This window comes from Scytonema sp. UIC 10036 (assembly GCF_009725235.1).
This window is the reverse complement of the sequence record NZ_WJFC01000043.1, coordinates 12683-37572: the sequence shown is the minus strand read 5'-3', so window position 1 is coordinate 37572 and position 24890 is coordinate 12683. Positions and strand designations below refer to the sequence as shown.

8 protein-coding genes are annotated in these 24890 nt (G+C 42.3%); 4 read left to right on the top strand and 4 right to left on the bottom strand.

Translation table 11 applies throughout. The features are described from left to right. The first annotated feature begins 41 nt into the window (after positions 1–41). On the top strand, positions 42–1160 hold the full coding sequence (gene recF / locus F7734_RS21040; RefSeq protein ID WP_155746492.1) for a DNA replication/repair protein RecF: 1119 nt from the start codon (positions 42–44) through the stop codon (positions 1158–1160). Positions 1161–1256: 96 nt separating this feature from the next. On the opposite strand, the gene F7734_RS21035 is transcribed toward recF, so the two are convergent. Then, complete coding sequence (locus tag F7734_RS21035; protein ID WP_155746491.1) at positions 1257–1709, bottom strand: MgtC/SapB family protein; 453 nt, start codon at positions 1707–1709, stop codon at positions 1257–1259. A 159-nt stretch (positions 1710–1868) separates the two neighbouring features. Between F7734_RS21035 and F7734_RS21030 the strand changes: the two genes are divergently transcribed. Beyond that, positions 1869–4208, top strand: a complete 2340-nt coding sequence (locus tag F7734_RS21030; protein WP_166482043.1) for a putative PEP-binding protein — start codon at positions 1869–1871, stop codon at positions 4206–4208. A gap of 57 nt (positions 4209–4265) precedes the next feature. On the opposite strand, the gene F7734_RS21025 is transcribed toward F7734_RS21030, so the two are convergent. The 3 genes from F7734_RS21025 to F7734_RS21015 all read right to left on the bottom strand — a co-directional run bounded on the left by F7734_RS21025 (position 4266) and on the right by F7734_RS21015 (position 6449). Then, positions 4266–4946 carry an Rpn family recombination-promoting nuclease/putative transposase gene (locus F7734_RS21025; protein ID WP_155746490.1) on the bottom strand — a complete coding sequence of 227 codons (681 nt, stop codon included), beginning with the start codon at positions 4944–4946 and terminating at the stop codon, positions 4266–4268. 51 nt (positions 4947–4997) lie between these two features. Beyond that, entirely contained in the window at positions 4998–5540 is a 543-nt protein-coding gene (locus F7734_RS21020; protein ID WP_155746489.1) for an ATP synthase subunit I, read from the bottom strand. Between the two features lie 87 nt (positions 5541–5627). Continuing rightward, positions 5628–6449 (bottom strand): GDSL-type esterase/lipase family protein, encoded by an 822-nt coding sequence (locus tag F7734_RS21015; RefSeq protein WP_155746488.1) that lies wholly within the window; start codon positions 6447–6449, stop codon positions 5628–5630. A 618-nt stretch (positions 6450–7067) separates the two neighbouring features. On the opposite strand from F7734_RS21015, the gene F7734_RS21010 reads away from it, so the two are divergent. Further along, positions 7068–7817, top strand: coding sequence for a hypothetical protein (locus F7734_RS21010; protein ID WP_155746487.1), 750 nt, complete (start codon positions 7068–7070; stop codon positions 7815–7817). A gap of 334 nt (positions 7818–8151) precedes the next feature. Further along, positions 8152–24726, top strand: a complete 16575-nt coding sequence (locus F7734_RS21005) for a DUF4347 domain-containing protein (RefSeq protein ID WP_155746486.1) — start codon at positions 8152–8154, stop codon at positions 24724–24726. Positions 24727–24890: the final 164 nt, after the last annotated feature.

The following is a 24890-nucleotide window of genomic DNA, read 5'->3' as shown; positions in this document are numbered from 1 at the left end:
AATGTTACCCAGTGTAAAAGTGAACCAATAACCCATTCCTCATGTATTTGAAAACTCTTCTCCTCCGACATTTCCGCAACTACAAAGAACAGCAGGTTGAATTTACGGCTCCTAAAACAATACTAGTAGGTAATAATGCTCAGGGAAAATCAAATTTGTTGGAGGCGGTGGAATTACTGGCAACATTACGATCGCACCGCATGGCACGCGATCGCGATTTAATTCGAGATGGGGAGGAAATATCTGTACTTGTAGCATCTTTAGAGCGACAAGCTGGGGTCAGCGATTTGAGTATAATCCTACGCCGGAATGGTCGTCGTACTGTTTCCCTCAATGGTGAGAATCTCAGACGTCACATGGACTTTCTTGGTGTTCTGAATGCAGTACAGTTTTCTAGTTTGGATTTGGATTTAGTTCGTGGAGGACCTGAAGTTCGCCGTCATTGGCTAGATACGCTTTTAATTCAACTTGAACCTGTCTACGCTCATATCTTACAACAGTACAATCAAGTGTTGCGCCAGCGCAATGCTTTTTTAAAACGCGTTCAGCAGCAAGCGATTAGTCATCAACCAAAAGAGTTAGCTCTTTGGGATGCACAGTTAGCAACCACAGGTACGCGGGTCATAAGACGACGCGATCGCGCCTTAACACGACTTGCTCCCATAGCGATCGCATGGCATTCTAGTATTAGCGGTAGTACGGAAATTTTACAACTTAAATACTCGCCTAATGTTCCTTTAGAGCAAAATAATTTAGAAGAAGTACAGCAAGCTTTTTTAAACAAAATTCAACAGAAAACTGTAGCCGAGTTAAATCAAGGGACTACCCTTGTCGGTCCCCATCGCGACGAAGTAGAGTTAACAATCAACCATACACCAGCCCGTCAATACGGTTCTCAAGGGCAGCAGAGAACATTAGTTCTAGCGCTAAAACTAGCAGAATTGCAACTGATAGAGGAAGTTGTTGGAGAAGCGCCTTTACTTTTGCTTGATGATGTTTTAGCTGAGTTAGATTTATCTCGACAAAACCAACTTCTAGATGCCATTCAAGATCGTTTTCAAACTCTAATTACCACCACTCACTTGGGTTCTTTCGATTCACAATGGTTAAATTCTTCCCAAATTCTTTCTGTAAATGCGGGTGTAATCAAAAGTTGTTAGTGGTTAGTTGTTAGTGGTTAGTTGTTAGTGGTTAGTTGTTAGTGGTTAGTTGTTGGTTGTTAGTTGTTGGTTGTTAAACTGGTCACTGGTCACTGGTCACTGTCTTTCAAATCGTTTAAAAACATTTAAAACTAACAAACACAAGAACGCTCCGATTAATCCAAACTGCCACAAACCACAAGCCGCAGCAATTCCAAGAGCGGCGGAAACCCAAATAGCAGCTGCTGAAGTTAGCCCTTGGATTTCAGTTTGGGTTGATTCGTGAGGAGATTGACGCAAGATTTCTCCTGCACCAATAAATCCTACACCAGCTGCAATGCCCTGAATGACTCGTGATATAGGTTCAGCATTTGGAGACACATTGAACTGTAGAACTATTAAACTGAACAGAGCAGCACCAAAACTCACCAACATATGAGTTCTCAAACCTGCAGGTTTATTGCTCAGTTGACGTTCTATCCCAACAATTCCCCCGACTAGCAAAGCAAGGCAGAGCCTGAAGGTTAAGTTTAACCAATCATTTGGTGCGACGTAGTAAGCAGTGGGCAATCGTAGAATCCTTTTTAATCCTTGCTCAGAATTTAGTATACTACAATGACCCCCGCACCTAGTGGTAATATCCTGATAGATACTTTTCAGCTTGAAAGTACTTTCATCACCATCGTTCCTATTGTCCTTAACAGATCTATCAATAAATTACGTAATTGAGTGGACAAACTCTATTGGCTTAATCAAATTAAACTGCAAGACCGCACCAAAGTTGGTGATAAAGCATTTCAGTTGAGCAAATTAATACAGCGGGGATATCCAGTGGTTCCCGGTTTTGCAATCCCAGCAGGGATTCTACAGGAATTTTTGGAAACTCTCAATAGTTCAGAAGCGCTCGTTGCTGACTTACCTCACTCTTCCTTTCACCTAGATGTTGCTAACTGGCGTCAACTTCAACAAGTAGCTAGGCGCTTTCGTCAAGAAATTACTCAAGCCAATTTACCTCCACGTTTGCTTCGCTCTATCTTGGAAGCGGTGAGAGAACAAGAAGGTACAAACGTTAATCTCATTTTGAGACCCTCTGTTTTCGCACCAACTGCAAAACAGAGATTGAGTAATATATCTGGACTGCTTGAATCCCATGTTTGTTCGTATGACGAACAAGCTATCGCATTTGCTTTGAAGCAAACTTGGAGCCAAATGTTTCGCGCAAAGAGTTTACTTTACTGGCAGTGGGCGGGAGTCGATCTCAGACAAATCAATTTAGGAGTTTTGGTACAACCTTTCAGAAATGCGATCGCTAGTGGCGTACTTAATGCTACTGCTTCAGAATGGGAGATTCTAGCGACTTGGGGGTTGGGAATGTCCATCTCTCAAGGAGAAGTTCTACCAGATGCTTTCTACATCCAACCAGATACTGGCAATGTACGAGAACGGGAAATAGGTAATAAAACCATAGCTTACCGAACTTCTAATACAGCATCAATTATGATGTCTTATTCTTCCTACATTGTAACCGATCTGTTAGCAGAAGAGCAACAAAAACAATATGCACTGACAGAGGAATATTTACAGCAACTCGTTCATTTAGCGAGTCAGCTAGTGAAAGAAATCGGTGCAAACTTCACAATAGAATGGACGATTTCTAATGAAACTCCAACAGGAGTGCTGTACATAACTCAAATTAGCACCCCTCAATCTGCTATTGCCAATGTCTCCTCAATCAAAGGACTGGGCGCTGCAACAGGACACGTGTCCGCAAATGCTCATGTTATTGCTCATTCACAACCAAAACCAGAAAAAATACCAAAAGGAGCAATTCTTGTTTTACCAAATATAACGCCCGATTGGTTATCGCTTCTACAACATGTTGCAGGTATTGTCACAGAACAAGGAGGGTTAACCAGTCATGCTGCTATTCTTGCGAGGGAATTAAGTATTCCTGCAGTTGTTAGTGTAAAAGATGCGACAAAAATCATTCAAAGTGGGGAACGATTGCAGATAGACGGTGATAAGGGAGAAATTTATCACGTTGCACGCCCAGAAGAAGAGGTAAAACAAGAGGACGCATCAGTTCAAAATTCAAAATTGAGCATTGCTCAGACACTCCCTCACTCTCTCACTCCTTCACTCTCCCCTCACCTACCCATTATTGCGACTCAACTGCTTGTGAACGTGAGTCAGCCAAGCGCGCTCGCAAAAGTGCATTTTTTGCCTGTGGATGGTGTAGGGTTATTAAGATCGGAACTGATGGTTCTCAACATATTGGAAGGAAAGCATCCTAGTGTTTGGATAAGGGAAGGAGAACGCGTACAATTACTGGAACGGTGGTACGATGCGATCGCGCAGTTTGCCAGTGCTTTTGAACCAAAACCTGTTTTTTATCGCTCTTTGGATTGGCGGGCGCATGAACTGCGATCTCTGGAAAACAGTTCAGCGACTGCTGTACAATCTGTATTGGGAGAACGTGGCACCTATAGCTACCTGACAAACCCTACAGTTTTTGAGTTAGAGCTAGCAGCGTTAGCAAAGGTACAGAAAGCGGGTTACAGCAATATTCATCTTTTGTTACCTTTTGTTCGGACAGTCGAAGAGTTTTCATTTTGCCGCCAAAAAGTAGAGCAGGCGAAGTTAACCGAAGTCAGGCAGTTTCAACTGTGGATTATGGCGGAAGTCCCAAGCATTCTTTTCTTGGTACCAGAATATGTGAAAGCAGGCGTGCAAGGAATTTCTATTGGTACAAATGACCTAACCCAACTTCTACTGGGAGTCGATAGAGAACAAGGACATTTAGCAAAAGCGTTTAACGAAAGCCACCCAGTTGTCATGGATGCAATAGCTCAACTGATTCAAATGGCACAAAAGGCAAACATTCCGTGTTCGCTGTGCGGACAGGCACCAGTATTGTATCCGGAAATTATTGAGCAACTGGTGCGATGGGGTATTACTTCCATCTCTGTAGAACCGGAAGCAGTAGAACGGACATGTAGAGCGATCGCACGGGCTGAGCAAAAGGTGATTTTGGAAGCAGCACGGCGCTGGCTGAAGGATAAAGGATGAAGTAGAGGCAGTTTGTTCAAAAGCGCCTTTTATGAACAGCTTATTATCAAGCAATTTTTACTGTTGAGCGTTTTTTCTGACAGTTTCCACGTCCAACTTTAAGCGTTCGGCAGTCTGCTCAATAGTTAACCCCAACTCTAATAAGATTGGAATCATTTCTATCTTATTCCTCTGTATACCTTCTTGTATACCTTCAAGTTTCGCTTCTTGATAAACTCTGGTATTTTTCAAGGACTCCAAACCTAGCATAGCTGCAATTTCCTCCCGACTCAAGTTAGTAAACTTATCAATGACCACTGTTTGAATAAATTCTAAAACCTTTTCCTTCAAGATGGCATTGGTGAGCTCTTGTTGAGCTTGACTCATGAGTTGTCTGGCGAGTTCTCCTGTTTTTGAAGGCGTTTTCTTTTCCACTATTAACCGCATGACTCCCACCGCTAGCAATTGATTGGGAGTTTTTGCCAACTCATCAAGGTAGAAGCATCGTAAATGCGCTTTAAAAAAACTTAAATATTCTGGGAAAGTTCCTTCATTACTTTTCGTATTATAAATGACGACAGCGTACCATTCTTTATTGGGAGGTTGATATTGAGTTAAATAAAGAATGACTTTTGCCACAAACTGGTTGTAGAAATTATCATCTTTATATGACTGCGCTTCTATAAAGTAGATTGGCTCCATAGGATAAGTATCGGGAGTTGAAAGCAGCCCATCTAAACGAAACCCCGACTTATCCAATAAGTCGGGGTTCTAGACACGGCGAGCTTTGAACTGCTTACAATGGGCAATTCAACGCAAGAAAGACGGTAAGGAAGTCCTAATCACATAAAGCATGATTGTGATTTTATAGGTAAGAAAACCCAAAAATATAGGCAGGATTTCCAATTGCTCTAATCGGCTTGCCAATACACTCAATCCTATCAACAAAGCGAAGCGAGCTTTGCTGAGTTGTTTTTTTTCTGAGCCTAATCGCTCTACATCTTTAACTAACATCCTCAAGTAAAGTAGTCCAGCGCAAGCCCCAATCAAATAGTTTAGGGCAATGTTGGCAGAATAAAAAAACCACACGCAACCAAAAGAAATTCCTATCAATCCAAGGGTTATCAGCAGCAACTCTTGCACAAGTTGGTAAAACTCTACCATTGAGGAATCTGTGTCTGTTATCTCGTTAGAAACAGATTCAGATTCGGCATCGATTTTTGGTGTTGGTTGAACGTCTTCATGTATGATGCGATCGCTTTTAGCAGCCCGATCTGTATTAATTGTATTAACTTTGGTAAAGCCCTCTAACTGTAATTGCTCTAACTCGATTAATGAAGAGCGTTCTAGCATAGCACTGTGGAGTCTTAACATAATTAGGGGTAGGGGTAGGGAGGTAGGGGTAGGGAGGTAGGGGGTAGGGGTAGGGATGAGGGTATATTAAAGTATATCTTTTAGAGCGCGAGTCCACATTTCGGCAACAAACTTATTGCCCTCATCATTAAAGTGAACACCATCACTATTAAAAATCTCTCCTTGATTCATTCGAGTTACGATCGCACTATGCATATCCAAAAAAACGATTCGCTTGCCTTGTTTTGAAAGTTCCTTGACACGATTCTTCAGAAATGCGTTGGCTGTAGTTCTAGTTTTATTGGCATCAACGCCATTTTTAATATCCCATTTAAAGGGGGGAATTGAGGCGACCACAATTTTGGCTTTGGGACGTAGCACGAAAATGTCATCAATAATCCCTTGAAGCGATTTTGTGAGAACGTCAGAGGTATTATCCCCTCTTATATCACTACCAAAGAAATCATTGGTGCCAAGCATCATCAACACTACATCAGGTTGAGTTTCTTGTACCCAGTTCCGAATGCTTCCTGGCTTTCCCTCCCACGAGGGAAGACGAACATTTACCCCTGGTTGTTGCAAAACTTGCGCTGCCGACCAACCACCATGACACTCATGGTCTGGGTCTTTTTTATATGCACCGTCTTTTTTGGTTCCTACCCAATTTATGGTAGAGCCAAATTTGGTACTGGCTACCTTGGCACGTAGAACAGCAATATTGCCCGCACACAAAGAGTCTCCTAGAGACATTACTTTTGTAGCCGCACTAGCAGTGCTAATCGGGAGAAAACATAGTATTGTGGCGGCTAAACTGAGATGAACCCACTTAGCGCTAGGTGTTTTTTTATCTACGCACTTGTTATTCGTGTTTGTGTTTAACAAATAACGAGCTTGTTTTTGGATCGTCATTACAGATGTTTCGGTATACTCTCCAATAAATAAATTATCTAATATGAGTAAATTTTTCCATTGAGCAAGTGCAGCAAATTTATTCGAGACGGAGCCTCCCAGACTGCATTCCCAGGCGGAGCTACCGGATCGAGAAAGAGCAGATGATTAATTCAGTAAATTCTCGTATATTTTTTCTCGTTAGAAGTGCTAAAACTGAATTGCGATCGGAATATATGCAATCACTGCATTGGAGTTAAGTAAGCTTAGGCTGCATAAGGCTATAGTAAGGCTTTTTAAATCGAGCTTTCCTGGCATCGTGCATTTTACAGCAGTTTTCAGGTAAATGAACCACATCTTTTTTATCTCACGCAAAGGCGCAGAGGCACAAAAGAATTAAGAGTGTGGTCTAAATAAGTGAAAACCGCTGTAAAGAACTGTAGCGCTTGCATAAATTCTAATATCCATATCTAACTCTCAAATTATCAACCTGAACTGACAAACAACGACTTTAGTTGTTGAAACGTGCTATGCAGTAGAGGCATAACAGGTATGACTATAGGTGGAGAAAGAGCAATTGGCAACGACTAATGTGTTGAGAATAAAAAAATGGTTGTTTAACGAGACAGGGTAAAAAGCATGAACCAAAGATTAGTTATTGAAGATTTAGTAATTATTATTGCAGCTAAAAACCATTCTTCCTTAATATTGAATCCAGATTTTCTTAAATGCAGTGGGATTATTCCCAAAGATTGGAAATTGGCTCGCCAGCCAATTTCTAATAATAGTTTTGCTCGATTAGATTTTAGTAATGGTATTGCTATTAGCGCTGAATCTAATAGAGTCGTGTTTATTGAACCAATAGCTGATAAAAAAATTGAGTCGCTACAAATCGCAGAAATTGCTCGTAAATATACACAAGCATTGCCCAATATGGAATTTGAGGCTGTAGGCATCAATTTCAGAGGATATGTTCCTTTTGTTGGTTCTCATGATGCTGCCCGCACCTATATTAACAAAACCTTGCTGTCTCCTGGTGCATGGCAAGAGGAAGGGGAAGCATCAGTACAAGCCTCACTCAACTTAGTTTATAAACTGAATCGCACGTCCTTCAACCTTAGCGTGAATGAAGGAACATGGCTCCAAGATGATGAGACAAAGACTCCTATTGTAATGTTTACTGGTAGCTTTAGCTATGAAGTCAGTGGTGAAACAGAGGCACAAAAACTTAGTAGTCTACATCAATCTCTTGAGAATTGGCAAACAGATTTACAAACTTACTCTGATATAATCAGTAATAAATTCATGGCTAAAATGCAGTTTGACACGGTTAGAATTCCAGATACAGTAGCTATTTCCGATATATTTCCTATGAGTGTAACTCCCTAAATTTTACTTTTTGATTTAGCAAAAATTTAGGGAGCGTCTAGCAGTCTGCTGGCGGAATTGTCAAAAAAATTATATTAGGTAGAGACGCGATTGCTATTGCGGCACTGTCGGAGAAACCGCCTACAGTGCTCTCTGATTAATCGCATCTCTAAAATATGAGTTTTTTTTTACATTTCAAATCAGTAAAACTTCATGGTAATTGGCAGACAGAGCAATCTATCTGTCTTTTTCCGTGCATGACAAACCTAAAATTGTGGTTTTTTGTAGGCTTTTTTAGGAAATATCTAATAATTTTGTTTTTTTGGCTTTTTTATTACTAAGTAGGAAGGGTGACATGGAAGAAAATAAGATTAATACGAGCCAAGCTTTGAATGAAAAAACACATTTTGCGAGCATTTCTAATCTTGAATTAGACCCCTATAATATAGGTCAGACAACACAAGTACAGACTCCTGGCACGTTGGCAGTATCATTAGACCTTAGCCCCACAGTATCAGAAGTCCCTAGGTTTGTTGAGCAAGGTATATGGAGTTCTGAAGCAGTTGCGCCAATTGACTCAACCATTAGCACAAGGGCACATGGTGTTGACTCATTAACAAATTTGATGCCTGATGATGTTCTAGTTGGGGCTAACGGCATTTTTAAAGGCGAACGAATTCATGAAATTGTTTTTGTAGATGCTAATGTAAAAGGCTATGAAAACTTAGTTAAGCAGTTCCAGCCTAATGTTGAAGTTGTGCTGCTTGATGCTGGCAGCGATGGCATTGCTCAAATTAGTGAAGTTCTAGGGCAATATCGTCAACTGCAAGCAGTTCATATTATTTCTCATGGTGAGTCTGGTAGGTTGCAACTAGGAACAGCGGCTTTGAGTCAAGAGACTCTCAATCACTACCAAGAAGCTTTAAAAGCTTGGAGTCAATCATTTACATTGAATGCCGATATTTTGATTTATGGCTGTAATGTTGCTGCCACACAAGCTGGTCAGGATTTTGTAAAACAGTTAGGCGTCTTAACAGGGACTGATATAGCAGCTTCGGATAACTTGACAGGAAATGCTGCTAATGGCGGTGATTGGAAGTTAGAAGTTGCAACTGGCACCATTGAAGAGGATAGTTTAAACTTTGGTTCTGAGTTTCAGGGAGTATTAGGTAATGTTGCCATTAATAATGAAGAATTAAAGTTTACAGATAGTAATGAGCAAATAAATTTTTTAAAAGTATCTTTCGACTCAACTAATAAGAAGTTAGTAATAGAGGACATAAAGGCTCCAATTAATATCAGTGGCAATGGATTAACGCAAATTAGCGCAAATAAAATTCAAGCAGATACAAACTTGTTTTCGACTGTCACAATCAACACAGGTGCTAGTCATGACTTTGTTGAGTTGGGAGGACTAAGTTTTAGCAAAAAGATGTCTCTCCTAATTGATGGAGAAGAGGGTCAAGATACTGTTATATCAAACTTGAATTCTTCCATAAATACTTTAGATGGCAATTTAATAGTTCGTGCTGAAAAGATCGATGTTGGTAGTAACACAAGTATAAACACTGGAACTGGCAAAATACTTTTAGAGGCAAAGAGCGAGGAATCTACGATTAGCGCTGTAGGCTTCGTGACTTCTAATACTGAGATTAATCTACAAGGAGCGACACTCAAAGGTGGAGACATTAATATTACAGCGAATTCCACGAGTAAAGCACGCTTTTTAGAATCTGATAGCCTTATCTCTACAACTTTAAGATTCTTTAAAACTGACATTGAGGGATTTATTGGGTCTTACCGCAAAACAGATGCTTTCGCTAAAGTTAATGTGAACAACGGTACCCTAATTGATGGCAGCAGTGTGACTTTAACTGCTAGCTCAAATTCTGACGCTAAATCTGCTCCTATGGGAGTTATTCTTGGATTAGCAGCTGGGATAGCAAATGCCGAGACGAAAGTAAAAATTGCGGACGGTGTTACTATTAACACCAAGGGATTTCTTGAGATTAAATCAAATAGTGATATATCTTTAGACGTTTTTGCTAATACCAACACTCAACTTAAAAATCCTGCTGCTTTGGCAATTACACTTGCTTATGGTGAATCTAATGTCCTAACTACTACTGAAATTAATAGCGGTGCAAAATTAAATGTAGGTGGCGATCTAAAAGTGTCAGCAGAGACCAAGCGTGCTTTGTCAGTGGAGGGGCTTGGTGGAGCCTATGATGACGGCAGTGTTGGCTTAACAGCGGCAGTTGGGGTATTTGACCTAAAAACAACGGCTTCTTTAGGTGGAGAAGCAACAGTTAAGGGAAGTACTCACATCACATCAGAATCCACTTTAGCGAAAAATGAAAAAGGTGAATATGAGGAAAATAAGGTTGCAGCAGAAGTTGGTGTAGCAGAAGCACAACCATTTGCACGGGATGTTACACGATTAGTTGGCACAGGTGCCGAAAAATTGTACGGGTGGCTGAAAAATAAAAAAGCTGAAGCTCCATCTGACTCACGTAGCGAAGGTAGTGGTACCACTAATGAAATAGGGTTCGGGGGAGCAGTAGCAGTTTCTGTATTTAAAGAAGATGCCACTGCTAGCATTAGCGAAGGTGCCAAGGTGAAGTCTGACAGGATTGTAAGCGTAGAAGCGAACGTGGCGGATAAGCCCCAAGTTCAATCTGTTAGTGGAGTCGAGAGTGGCAAGGAGAGTAATGAGAATCAGGTTAAAAACGCTGTAAGTATTGCTGTCAATATAGGAGATTTTTCCCATACAGCTAAAGCTTATATAGGATCTGCCGCCGAAGTTGATGCAAAAGGAGCACTAATAACTCAGGAAGACATAGCAAAATTATCTGAAGAAAAAAAAGCAAAATTATTTGATGCAGCAAAAGCAAAATTAACTCCAGATGAATCAACTGAGGTAAAAATCATAAAATTACTTCAACCACAAATAGCAGAGTTAACTCCGGTAGAAATAATATTAAATGTGGGAGAAATCAAAGAATTAAATTCTCAAATAAAATTGATTGAGAAAGATTTAATTCTAAAAAAATCAAATTTCACTCCAGAAACAATCGCAACATTAATTCAGCAAATCTTACTTGCTAAAAAAATAGCAAATTTCACTCCAGAAAAAGCAAAATTAACTGCGGAAGAAATCACAAAATTTATTGATATAGAAATAAAACTCATTGAGCAAAAAATAGCAGCATTAACTCCTCAAGAAATAACAAAATTACTTGAGCCTGGAGAAAATAAATTAACTGTTCAATCTAAATTTGAAATTCCCTCGTTGTTTGCGCCTTGGGGTGCAGGTGGAGAGGATAAAACTTGGTGGGATGCACTTAAGAACATTGGTGGCAATATACTAGACATATTATCTCAAGATGCTTTTTCCTCGTGGGCACAAGCTACGGCTGTAGGGACAAAGGTGGGAGTGGCTGGCTCAGTAAATATTATCTCGATGGATAATCAAAGCCTTGCTTACATTGACCATGATGCCAAGATTAATCAAAATCTCAATTATCGGAGTGACAATCAGAACGTTAGTGTTAACGCTCTTAACACTCAGGAAACCATGTTACACATGAGCGGCAACTATGACCCTAATGCCACGATTACCAACGCCGCTCAGTTAATTGTGCCAAAGTTAGGTGGTGCAAAGCTCAAAACTGCGACAGCCGGAGCTGGAGTAGCTTCCCAGTTTCTCTTTTTCAAGAATACGACCAAAGCCAAGATTGAGGATGGAGTAAAGCTGTATGCGAAAAAGCTAGAAGTCAATGCAACTCAGGAGACAAACTCAGTAGATTTAGTAGCTTCTGGAAGTGCAGCACCGGCGGTTGGCTCTTATGGAGCAGCAGTTACTTTCTCGTTAGTCAATCAGAAGGATATTACGCACGCACAAGTTGCTAGTGGAGCAGCGATCGCTGGTGATAGTGTTAACGTTACCGCGAATAATGATATTACGCACTTCAATTTAATAGGAGGCTTCATCAAAGCAGAAAATGTAGGCATTGGTGCCTCTGTTGGTATTAATGAAATTGAACGAGAAACTCTTGCTTTAATTGAGGACGACAGCGACACACCCTCTAGTAAAACGAGCAGTATTGAAGTTACAGGTGACCTCAACCTTAAAGCTAACTCTACAGGAAAAGTTACAGTCGTGGGACTGGCGGGAGCAATAGCTTCTTCCTCAAAAGCCAACCCTCAACCTTCAACAGATACGCCCCCTCAACCAACGTCTACATTAACTAAAGATATACTACCTAGTAACACTAATAGTACCCCTCCTCAAACCTCAGAAGCATCTCAAAGTAATACTAATAGTACCCCTCCTCAAACCTCAGAAGCATCTCAAAGTAATACTAATAGTACCCCTCCTCAAACCTCAGAAGTATCTCAAAAAGCAGAAGGAAAGTACGGCATCGGCATTTCCGGTGATGTAGCTTGGAATACAATTACTGATAAAGTCAAGGCTCGCATCAATGATAAAGGAACTTTCAAAGCCGATCGGGTAAGGTTATCCAGCGAAAATACAACAGACATAGTTGCTTTGTCTGGTTCAGTTGCTTTTGTCAACAACTCTAGCTCCGATAAAACGTCTGTAGGTCTTGCTGGTTCCTTTAGCAGGACAAAATTGGAGGGAGACACCCAATCAACGATTACGGGTGCCAATTTACAAGTTAACGAGCTGGATATTACAGCCTATCGCAAAGGTGAACTTTCATCTTTCAGTGCTGGTGGTTCGGGTACTGTAGGTGAGAAAGGCTATGCTGTTGCTGGTTCTGTGTCGATTAATCTAATTAAGAACAACACAGTAGTTCTATTAGATAGCGCCCAAGTAAAAGGGAATAACGCTTTAAGGTTGCACGCAGCTGATAAGGCAAATTTACTAGCTATTGCTGGTGCTGTCTCTCTCGGTGGAAAGGCTGGGGTTGGGGCGGCTATTGCTTATAACAAGACCGAAAATAACACCCAAGCAAGAGTTAAAAAATCAACTTTAACGAATCAAGCTTTGAGTTTAACCGCTACCAATACAGGGGAAATTAACGCTATAACAGGCTCTGTTGGTGCTGGGAAAACAGTTGGGGCTGCTGGCACAGTATCGGTAAACTTTATCACTAACAACGTTAACGCTGATATTACTGATGATAGTCAGGTCAACAAAGTAACTACTGTATCTCTGTCAGCACAAGCAACAGGAAATATTTCATCGATCGCTGGGGCAATTGGCGCTGCAAACAAAGGAGCCTTTGGTGGTGCTTTAGCTTACAACGATATTAATAATAAAGTCGAGACAATCCTTGACAAGTCTAGCATTAGCAATGCTTCGAGTCTGAGTTTGGATGCTAAGTCTACTGGGAAAATCGAGACGATTTCAGCTGGTATAGCAGGTTCAGACAAAGTAGCTATTGCAGGTAGTGTGTCCCTCAATTACATCAACAACAAGGTGAGAGCCAATATTACCAACAATGCTAATGTTACCACCACCGGCGCAATCAGTCTCAAAGCTGAAGATACATCTACGATCCGCTCGCTAGCTGGTGCGTTAGCGGTAGCAGATAAAGTTGCGGTTGGTGCTTCCATTGCCTACAATGACATTGGTAATACTGTTGTGGCATCGGTTGACAATGCAACAGTATTATCTATGAGGGGCGAAGTCACCTTAAATGCCGAATCTAACGCCACTATTGAAACGATTTCTGCGGGAGGTGCAGGGGCTGATACTTTTGCCTTGGGCGGCTCTATTTCGATTAATGACATCAACAACCAAGTAGAATCCTATTTTGATAAAGCGACGATCGCAGCTAAAGGTTTAGCCCTAACAGCCCAAGATACATCCAAAATTAAATCCCTCGCAGGTCAACTTCAAGGGGCTGAGAAGACTGCAATTGGGGCGGCGATCGCTTATAACTCCATCCGCAATGGCATACAAGCATTAATCAAAAACCAATCAAAAGCCACGGCACAAAATGGCAATATCGATTTAAAAGCAACCTCAAAACCGAATATTGCTAGTCTCTCGGCTGGAATTTCTGCTGCTGGTAAAGCAGCAATTGCTGGCTCCGTTTCTTGGAACAAGATTCAAAACAGCATTAATGCCCAGATTCAAGATAGTACCGCTACTGCTGGCATCCCCTATGGTGACTGCAACATAACGCTACTTGCACAAGAAGCACCTTCTGACTTGCAATTGCAAGAATTGCCTTCAGATGTACTTCCACTCATGGAAAGGTACAGTATTTTATCAGCAGCAGGGCAGATTGGCGTTGCCGGAACTGCTGCTGTAGGAGCAGCCGCATCTTATAACGAACTCAGTAGCACTATACAGGCAGGAACAAATAAATCAACCCTAACAGCTACAGGAAACATTGATGTCAGAGCTTTCTCATCAAGTGACATTGCTACTGTTGCTGCTGGTGGAAGTATTGGCGGTACGGCGGGTGTGGCAGGTTCCGTCAATGTAAACTTGCTGAACAACAATTTGCAGGCAACATTCATCAACTCTACAGTCACAGCAGAAGGTAGTGTATTATTATTTGCCAACACAACAAACGAGCTAGATATTTACGCGGGAACCCTCTCTGGAGCTGGAAAAGTTGGTGTTGGTGGAACAGTGGTAACAAATATATTCAAAAATCAAACCGAAGCTGCGGTTAAAGACAATTCCACTGTCACAGCTAGAGGAAATACAAGGATTTTTAATGTAACTAACGCAGATGGCACAGGTACTACAGAAAGTCTACAAGGTCTTGCAGTCATTGCCACCAGCAAAGAAACGGTAGATACTTGGACGGGTACTGCCTCTGGTAGCGGTCAAGTTGGAGTTTCCTTAACTGCCTCTATAGCTACCGTCGAGGATAAAACTCAAGCGTATATCCAAAATTCTCAAGTTAATTCAGACTTAGCAACGGTAAACCCAGGTGCAAAGGTGAAGGTACTAGCCTTTAACCTTACGGATTTAGATGTCAAAGCTGGTAGCGTATCTGTAGCTGTCAATGACAAAGTTAGCGTTGGTGCTGGGGCAACTGCTGATGTTGCAGTCATAGCTAATACTACTGCAGCCTTTATTGATAATGCAAAAGTCAATGCTCGTGGTGGTGTAGATGTTACTTCCTATACACAAGAGCGCCTCAATGCCATTGTTATCAGCGGAGCATTAGCCCTTAGTGGCAAGGGTGTCGCTATTGCGGTTGCTGGTAGCGTTAAGGTTATTAAGTTACAAAACACTAACAATGCTTATATCAGCAATTCCACTGTTAACTCCCAAGGAACGCTGAATGTTATTGCTGATGATACCGTGCTGTTGGGCATTCAAGATGATAACAGCAAAGGTGGTATTATTGGCGGAGCGGCATCAGTTGGACTCACCGTGGGCGCTGGTTTTGGTGTAGGAGCTACGGTCATTGTCAACCTGTTGGAAAACAAAACCAAAGCATACATCACCAATTCAACAGCTAATGCAGTTAGTAAGCTACAGGTCAAAGCTAACTCGAAAGAGGATATAATTACTACAGCAGCGGTAGGTTCGGTAGGTGTTGTTGGTCTTGCTGGTGCGACGATTGTGAACTCGATTAAAACTACCACCCAAGCGTTTATAGAAGAGGTAGCAGGAGGTAACACTCGCATTAATCAAGATGCAGGTTTTGATACCATCAGTGAGGTGCAAGTAACAGCACAAGATACAGTTAGTATCAATGACACATCGGGGGGTGTTTCGGCTGGCTTGGTTGGTGTTGGTGCCTCTGTTGATGTTACCAGTATTCAGAATACAACAACTGCCTACATTGGAGATGGCGTAGAGGTAAGTACCCGTAGAAACATTACGGTGGAAGCCAAGGCTACGCAGTCAGTAGAGTCAAAAGTAGTTGCCGCTGCTGCAGGTGCCGGCGCTATCCAGGGGGCTATTTCTATTCTTAATTTAGGGAGTGCGAATTCTGAAGATGCCGAGAAGGCATTAGGAAGAGTAGACCAATCGATAAATAGCCAGGTATCCGATAATCAGGCTAGCAATGCGCTGGGTAATTCGAGTTTGGCAAATCAAGCAAAAACCATACTCAGTGATAAAGTTAGCAGCATTTCTGTAGGAGAGGTATTTGACCGAAACGCAAAAATTAGCCAAGGAACCACTGCTTTTATTGGCGCTAACGCTAGAATTACTGCCAACGATAACATTATTGTTAACGCCGAACACATCACAACAGTCAAAATGACTTCAGGTGCTGCAGGAATAGGTGGTATATCTATCGGCGGTTCGGTAGCAATTGCTAATATCAACAATAATACTGCGGCTTATGTCGGGCAAGGGGCTAATCTAACAGCGCAGGATATTAACATCACAGCAAATAGCAAAGCCCAGGATCTGACAGTTAAAGCAATTGCAGGTGGAGCCGGTGGTGTGGCATTAGGAGCAGCCGTAGCACTTATCGATTCAAAAAATAATGCTCGTGCGTACACGACAATAAATACCAATATCAATAGCGACAGAAACTTAAAAATTCAAGCGGAAACTACATCTAACCTGACAGCGGAAGGTAAAGGCAACCAGTATGGAGGTGCTGCAGTAGGGCTAGTATGGGGTCAAGCAGGAGAATCTGGGACTACCGAAGCATTACTCCTAGGTAATATCCGAGCAGGAAACTTAACGGTAGTTGGACAATCAAACAACACGATTCAGGCTGATGCTACTGCTTCGACTGGTGGAATCTTCTCAGGTAGTGGTGCGATCGCCAAAGCAAAGGTAACCCCCATAGTTAAAGCTTGGGTGGGCGATGATGACCAAAATACTGCGGACAACATAACCTTGAGCGGTGGAGCTAATATTTGGGCTTTAGCTACTGGTACAATCAATGCAAACGCCAATGGTAGCAGTGCTGGTGGTGTATCATGTGGTTTATCCGAAGCCGATGCGACTTGGCAACCAACTATCGAAGCAAGTATCGGTAACAACACAACTTTCTCTGCAAAAGAGAGTGTGATTGTACGTGCTTTAAATAACTTAGATCGATCTCTGAATCCAAATGGCTCGATAGCGTCAAAAGCTACATCTTCTAGCGGTAGCTTAATTGGTAGTTTGGTAGGTTCTTCTACAAAGACCACAGTCTTGTCCAAGATTACCGCAAAAATTGGCGACAACGCTCTTCTTACCACTGGCGTAGATATCGACATACAAGCTCAATCCTTCAACAAAACTGATGCCGATAGCAATGGTGATGCCCTCGGAGCTTTTCTTGCGTCGGGTTCAGCTACAGCTGGCTCGATTATTACCAATACAACGGTAGTGCAAATTGGTACTGCTAGCAGACTTACGGCGGGTAGAACAATAAAATTGATGAGCGCTACAGACAATCGCGATGGTATTATTTCCGCATTGACTAGTCCTAAAACCCTTGTTTCAGGTGGTAGTACATCGGTTTTACACGGGTTAATGAACAACAATTCTGTAAAACTAGGGGATGACAGCCAACTTAAAGCAGCACAACTTGTAAGTTTACAAGCACTCAACAGAACCAACCTTGAAGCCAGTGCTGCACAGAAGGTTAAGGGCTTAATAGGGATGAACTTAGGCTTGAGCACAATGAACGTTACCTCGAATACTACAGCCGAGGTCGGAGAACGTGTATCCATAAATACAGATAAATTTTCTCTACAGGCTAAAGACAATGGCTCTTCTCTGAAGAATAACAGCTACGCTGAAACTTCCGGTGCTCAGGCTAACAGCAATGCACAAACGTTGACAAATGCAAATTTTAACGCAACGGCACGGGTGCAAGATAACGCTATCATCTTTGGTCGTAACAGCGTTAATATTGAGGCTATACAAGATGATGTGCTTTCTGATACTAATGCTAAATTAAACTTATCGACCTGGTTTGACATAATAAAAACAGCTGTAGCACAAAATAACTTGACTGTATTATCAACTGCGGAAACAGATAGCACTTCAGCAGTTACTACCAATTCCTTTAATCAGAATTCTTCTGCACGTAATTTGCCGAACGATTACACGGGTAGAGGTTACATTGATTCCGAAATACCCCTAAAGGGTACAGAAAAGCGGAACAATATAAACTATAGAAATGCACAAGTTGGATTGGCAGATATTCAAATAAAACCTACTTCAAGCCTCCCTAGTATTAATGCACAAGCATTGCAGAATGCTATTGCTCAAATTGGCATAGGAGGTACAATAACTTTCGCAGATAGTCTAAAAAATCAGGTCATTCAGGTTGGCAATATTGTCATTAATAAAGACCTCACTATTGACGGTAGTCAGCAAAATATCACCCTCCGTGGAAACAATAATAACCGTATCTTTTTAATTGATGATGGCAAGTCCGATCGCCAACGTAATGTCACATTAAAAGGGTTGACAATCGGCAATGGTCGAGCAGACTTTGGTGGTGCCATTAGTAATGCTGAAAATTTGACGCTGGAAAATGTCACCTTTACAAACAATCAGGCAACTAAAAATGGTGGGGCTATCAGTAATAGTAGGACTGGAACAATCTCCATTAATAATAGCCGTTTTGCTAATAACAGCGCAGTTGGTGTTGGGGGAGCTATAAGCAACCTTGGTACTCTCAACATTGTTAACAGCACTTTTGAATTCAACAAAGCCACAACTCATGGTGGAGCTCTTGAGAACTCAAATATGTTGGCAAAACTCACGGTTGCAGACTCAACTTTTGCTAATAATACAGCAGATAATCAAGGCGGAGGTATTTTTAATAATGGTAATGCCTCCATTGTTCGGAGTACGCTATCAAGTAACACTGCTAAACAGTTTGGTGGAGGGATTAGCAACAAAGGGATTTTAAGCCTCAGCAATAGTACCCTTTCTGGTAACCAAGCAACTGTATCCGGTGGAGGGCTTTATAACCAAACAGGTGCTATAAATGCCAAGATTAATAACTCGACAGTAACGCTGAACCAATCTGCTACAAATAGTGGCAGTGGAATTGCTGATGCCGGTTATGGTGTTTTCTTAACTTCCAGCATTGTTTCTGGTAACGCTAACAATGATGATTTTTCAGGCGCTCCTGGCTTTAAGGGGCAACTCCAAAGTCGAGGGAATAATTTAATCGGTGGTACTAATGCAGTTCCATCTTTAAATTCCCAAGCAACTGACAAACTCGGCATCACCGACCCTAAACTCGCACCTTTAGCAAACAATGGCGGTTTAACTCAAACTCACATGCCCTTACCGGATAGTCTCGCTATTAATAATGGTAAAAATTCAGATAACCTTAGTACCGACCAGAGCGGTGGCAGCCGCTCGAAAATGGGTGGTGTTGATGTGGGAGCAGTTGAGTACTCCGTAACGATAACCAAGTTGGAAGCAAACCGTACTCAATTAGACGAAAGTCAGCCAACTCTTACCTCTCGAATTACGGTGATGCTGGATAAGCCTGCTCCAGCAACAGGATTGAGAATTGCTTACACGCTTGAAGGCAGCGCGGAACTCGATAAAGACTACCGTATATTAGGCCCACAGCCTGGGGTAATTACCTTTGGTGCTGGAAAAACTGAAGCTGCCTTTGAAATCCAAATCTTGGATGATAAAGAATTTGAACCTTCTGAAACTATAATTCTCCGACTTAATGCGAGTGGTGACTACACTCTTGCATCTAATGTTGTTCCCCTAAACTTGAATTTGTTTGGTGATGATACAGAACCCGCAAAAGAAGTGAAAACAGCAGGTATAACACTGACTGGAGATTCCAGACGCAGTGCTCAACCTCAAGCTGTAGTGCAGGCTGATACTGCTACTACTCAACCTCAAGCTATGGTGCTAACGGATAGTGCTATCGATGATGGTAAGGAAATTATTTTACCCAAAGAAGATAAATTAATCGGTACAAACGGGAACGATACACTCATCGGTGGCTTTGATGATGATATTATGCAGGGTCTACAAGGCAATGACCGACTAGAAGGCAACTATGGCAACGATCTACTTATAGGTGGAGCGGATGACGATAATCTGTTGGGTGGCTCCGGTCAAGATACCTTAAAGGGCGAAGCAGGCGATGATGAACTTAAAGGCGGTGATGGTGCCGATCGCTTGGAAGGTGGTATTGGTATTGATGTACTCTATGGTGATGCTGGCAATGATGATTTGCAGGGCAATGACGGCAACGATTATCTCCTAGGGGATGATGGTGCAGATCTTTTGGAAGGTGGAGCAGGTAAAGATGTGTTACGTGGTGGACGTGGTGAAGACAGCTTCCTATTTGCATCTCCTGACTCGGGCATGGATAGAATTTTAGATTTTAATGCGTTGGAAGGCGATCGCATTCAAATTTTGGCTTCTGGTTTTGGCATTGAAAATGGTGATTTAAGTGGGTTCAAATTTGAAAATGGTACTTTATTTTACCAAGAAAAACCTTTGGTGCTAATTGAAAAATTTAGAGAAACAGCCCTTGATTTTTCTATCAAAGCGCATTTAGAACTTGTGACGGAACGCCAAGTCAAGGCAGAAGCAACTGAGACACCATTTACGATAGATGCTTCGACTTTAGCGCCCATAACTCGACCAACTTCAGATACAAACAACACCGCACTACCTACAACCAACACAACTGGTATCAATCTTCTCGAACAAATTCGTTCCAGAGGTTATATCAAAGTGGGACTAGTGCTTGGTGACCCTGGCTTTGCAGTCGAGAAAGATGGGCGTCTTAGCGGTTTTAGTGTAGATTGGGGAAGAGCGTTAGCAGCAGCTTTATTTAACGACCCGAATGCAGTGGAGTTTGTCATTCAAGATTTTCGTTCTGGGTTCTTTAATGTTGCTTCAGGAGTGGTAGACGTTGCTTCCATCGGCGCTACCCATAACTTAGCAAGAGACACCAGCTTAAATCTTGACTTTAGTCCGGTTGTGCTTTATGACAGCCAAGGTGTGATAGTACGTGCAGACCGCAATATTAAGACACTTTTAGACCTGAAAGGGATGACGATTGGTACCCTCGCTGATTCTACTTCAACCCAAAACTTGCAAAATTACCTGGGTCGTTTAGGACTTCCCTTTGTAGGACGCACCTTTGCAAATACCGATGAGCTATTCGCTGCTTACGAGCGTGGTGAAATTGATGCTGTTTCGATTGACAGTACTCTCCTCAAAGGACGGATACCCACTTTATCGAATCCCAATGGGCACAAGATATTAGATGGTGAGTTATCGAAGGAACCTCTAGCTTTGGTGTTACCCGAAAACCAATCAGAGTGGGCAGATGTTATCCGTTGGGTTACTTACGCCACAACTCAAGCAGAGGAATTTGGTATTAATTCTGCCAATGTTGATGACTTCATTGTCAATAGCACCGACTCAGCTATCCGTCGTTTCTTAGGTGTAGAAGGGAATTTAGGTGAAGCGCTAGGACTAGACAAAGACTTTGTGGTTGATGTTATCAAAGCTGTGGGTAACTATGATGAGTTATACAAACGCCACTTTGGTGAACTTGACCGCACTCGCAATCATCTCTGGACGAACGATGGTTTGTTGTACTCATTGCCATTTAGTGGCTCAACAAACGTTGAAGCTAATTTAATCAACAATGATAATCGCAATCAACTACAAGAAATTAAGCAGCGCGGTGTATTGAAAGTAGGTCTTACTGGCGATTCCGCCGGTTTTGGATTGAAACAACCAGATGGCAGTTACAAGGGCTTTGACATTGACCTCGTGCGGGCTTTATCTGCCGCCCTGTTTGGCAATGTAAATCAAATAGAATTTGTGCATCAGAAATTTGAGGATAGTTTCACCAATGTTGCCAATGGTGTAGTCGATATAACAGCAGACTCAATTACCCATAACTTAATGCGAGATGCCTTGCTTGGGGTGGACTTTAGCCCGACCTATATGTACACCGGACAGGGAATCATGGTCAGAAACAGTAGTGGCATTAATAACTTACCATCACTTAATGGTCGTATAGTCGGAGTATCAAGCGGCACGACTTCCGAGCAAAACTTGCAGGATGCTTTAGCAAAATTTGGAGCAAATGCGATAATTCGCACCTTCGCTACTGCGGAAGATTTATTTGCTGCTTATGAACGTGGCGAAATTGATGCTGTTTCCATTGACCTTGCAATTCTCAATAGTCGCATTTCCACATTATCGAATCCAGGCAGCCATCGTCTTTTAAATGATGTCCTCTCTAAAGAGCCACTCAGCCTTGTATTGGATGAAAACCAATCTGATTGGGCGGATGTAGTCCGGTGGGTGGTAAATGCGCTGGTGCAGGCAGAAGAGTTTGGTATTACCTCCCAAAACATTGATGAGTTCATTGCTACTAGTAAAGATGTAGACATCCGCCGCTTTTTAGGTTTAGAAGGAACTTTGGGACAAGACCTGGGATTACCCAATGACTTTGTTGTAAAAGTCATCAAAGCTGTTGGTAATTACGGAGAAGTTTACAATCGCCACTTTGGCTCAAATACATTGCCTCGGGGCGAAAATCAACTATCAAGAAATTTTGGGCTACAGTATGCCCTACCATTTAGCGGTACTGCGATTACCCCTCCACCCCCAGTACCACCAGTAGAACCGCCAGTAGAACCGCCAGTAGTACTCCCCATAGAACCGCCAGTAGTATCGCCAGTAGTACTCCCCATAGAACCGCAGCCAGAAATACTACCCCTAGTACTTATAAAAAATCCGCAAGGTGAAAATCTACTAGAAATAAACGGAGATGTATCCAAAGCTACGCTCAAGTTTACCCTTTCTGGAAAACATCTTGAACGCGAAACCATTCACGAAATCGGCGTGTTTGTAGTAGATGATACACAAGGGCGTGTTAATGGCTTATTACCCAGTGACCCAGGCTATTTACAAGCTGCACTTCAACGAGGAAAAGTTATTTTCTCCCTCATCCCTGATAATTTTGTTTCTGACCCCAGTCGCATCCTACAAGGGTTGAATTCTCCGTTATTAGCGTTCTACTTAGTTCAGAAAGGCAGTACCGACGATGTGCTAAACGGTTCTGGACATCGTGTTTTATTTGGTTCTATGGCTGGTGCCAATGGTCTAAGCGTTTTACAGATTAATGATTTAGGCAGTGGAAATTTTGAACTAGCCTTTGAAGACTTACTTGGCGACACTGCACGAGATATAGTCCTTAAAGTTAATTTGACAGACGAGCCAATGCCTATAGGTACCAGCTTGCAAGGACAACGCGAGCGGGAAATCTTTGATTTGTCCGATCTCAAAGGTCTGCAAGTGCCAGTGTTATTCCCAATTATCGAAAGCGAAGCAGCATATAACAACACTGTCGGCTTCTACCGCCTTGAAGACAGCCAAGGAACAGTACGTGACCCAATGACAGGACAATTGTTCAAACCGGGCGATCCTGGTTATACTAAGGCGGCGGCCCGCAACAGTAAAGCTTACGGCGTCAGCTTTGACCGCAATAGTCGTGGTTTGCAAATCAATTTAGAAGGCGGTTATCTATACGCGCCCTTTATTATTGCTAACAGTACTCTTGAGAAGCTACTTGACGACGATAACACCAACGATCCAGCCGTTTACTTTATTTATGCTCGGGCGAATCCTGACCGAGTTGACCACATTCGTCTCTTGGGAGATAATACCTGGGGCTTTGAAGATATGCCAGACGGAGGCGATTTGGACTTTAATGACATGGTAATCCGTCTCACAGTGCCTGAAACATTTACTTCTATGCTTGCCTCGCTGGCGAAAGGCCTAGAACCTGAATTTGAGAATCCCCAAGCAGCTGCAAGCCCGTCTCAAACGACTGCAATTACACCCCAAAATTTAGAGTCAGCAGAACTCAATCAACCTAACAGTCAAACGGCAAATTCTCAAAATACTGGCACCCAAACCACTAATAATTTGGATGACCAATCAAACGATCGGGCACCAGCTAGTGAAATTCAATCTGCCGCAGAAAATGCAACGGCAACAGGACTCACTACTAACACCCAAACTCAAGAAACACCAACCTACGATTCAAAACGAGGATATGGTGAGATTGATGCACAAAAAGCAATTGCCTTGGCGGCAGTTGGGGCACCAACTTCTGTAGCTTCTACCACATCAACAGTTCAGAAGAGTAGTGATGAACCCTTAAACCAACCAGATGTTGCAGATGGGCAACAAAATTACACTGGTCAGGGAGTTGTGGTAGCCGTTATTGATGTCGGTATTGACCGCAAGAACAGAAACCTCGCAGGTTCTTTATGGGTAAATACGGATGAAATTTCTGACAATGGTATCGATGATGATGGCAATGGCTTTACTGATGATGTACAGGGGTGGGATTTTGTCGATGACGATCCAGATGCTTCACCTGACAAAGAAGATTGGCATGGTACTCATGTGGCAGGAATTATTTCAGCCGCCAATGATTCAGACGCAGTGACTGGAATTGCTCCTAGTGCCAAAATTATGCCACTACGAGTTCTCAACCAAAGCACAGGAGGGACAGAAGATGATATTGCAGCTGCTATCTGCTATGCCGTAGATAACGGTGCCCAAATAATCAACCTCAGCTTGGGTTTCCCTGTATTCAATGGCGAACCCGAACAAATACGGGCTGCATTACAGTATGCAAAGGCACAAGGAGTCATGGTTGTTGCAGCAGCAGGCAATCGGGAAGACCAGGTAACTGAACCACTCTTCCCCGCTCGTTTTGCTCAAGAACGCCTTGTAATTGCTGTTGGCGCTGCAGATGAAAATGGCAATCTAGCAATTTTCTCAAATCCTGCTGGTTCTGAAGAGAGTGTCTTTGTCCTTGCTCCTGGTGTAGGCATTAACTCTCTTGGTTTAGAAGAAAAAACCCTTGAAAGCAACGGCACATCAATGGCAGCAGCCTATGTCACAGGTGTAATTGCCTTAATGAAAGAGGCAAATCCACATTTAAGTCCGGATGAGATAATGAATATCCTAACCAGCACAAGCAAAATGTGATATCTCCTGCACCAACCTCCCCGAACTTCGGGGAGGTGTCACAGGCGGTGGGGTTCTTTCTATGCGTCTCCGTAAATAATTGCCTGGGTCTTTAGATGCAACGTCTTTTTTGGTTCCTACCCAATCTATGATAGAGCCAAATTTGGTACTAAGTACTTCAGCAC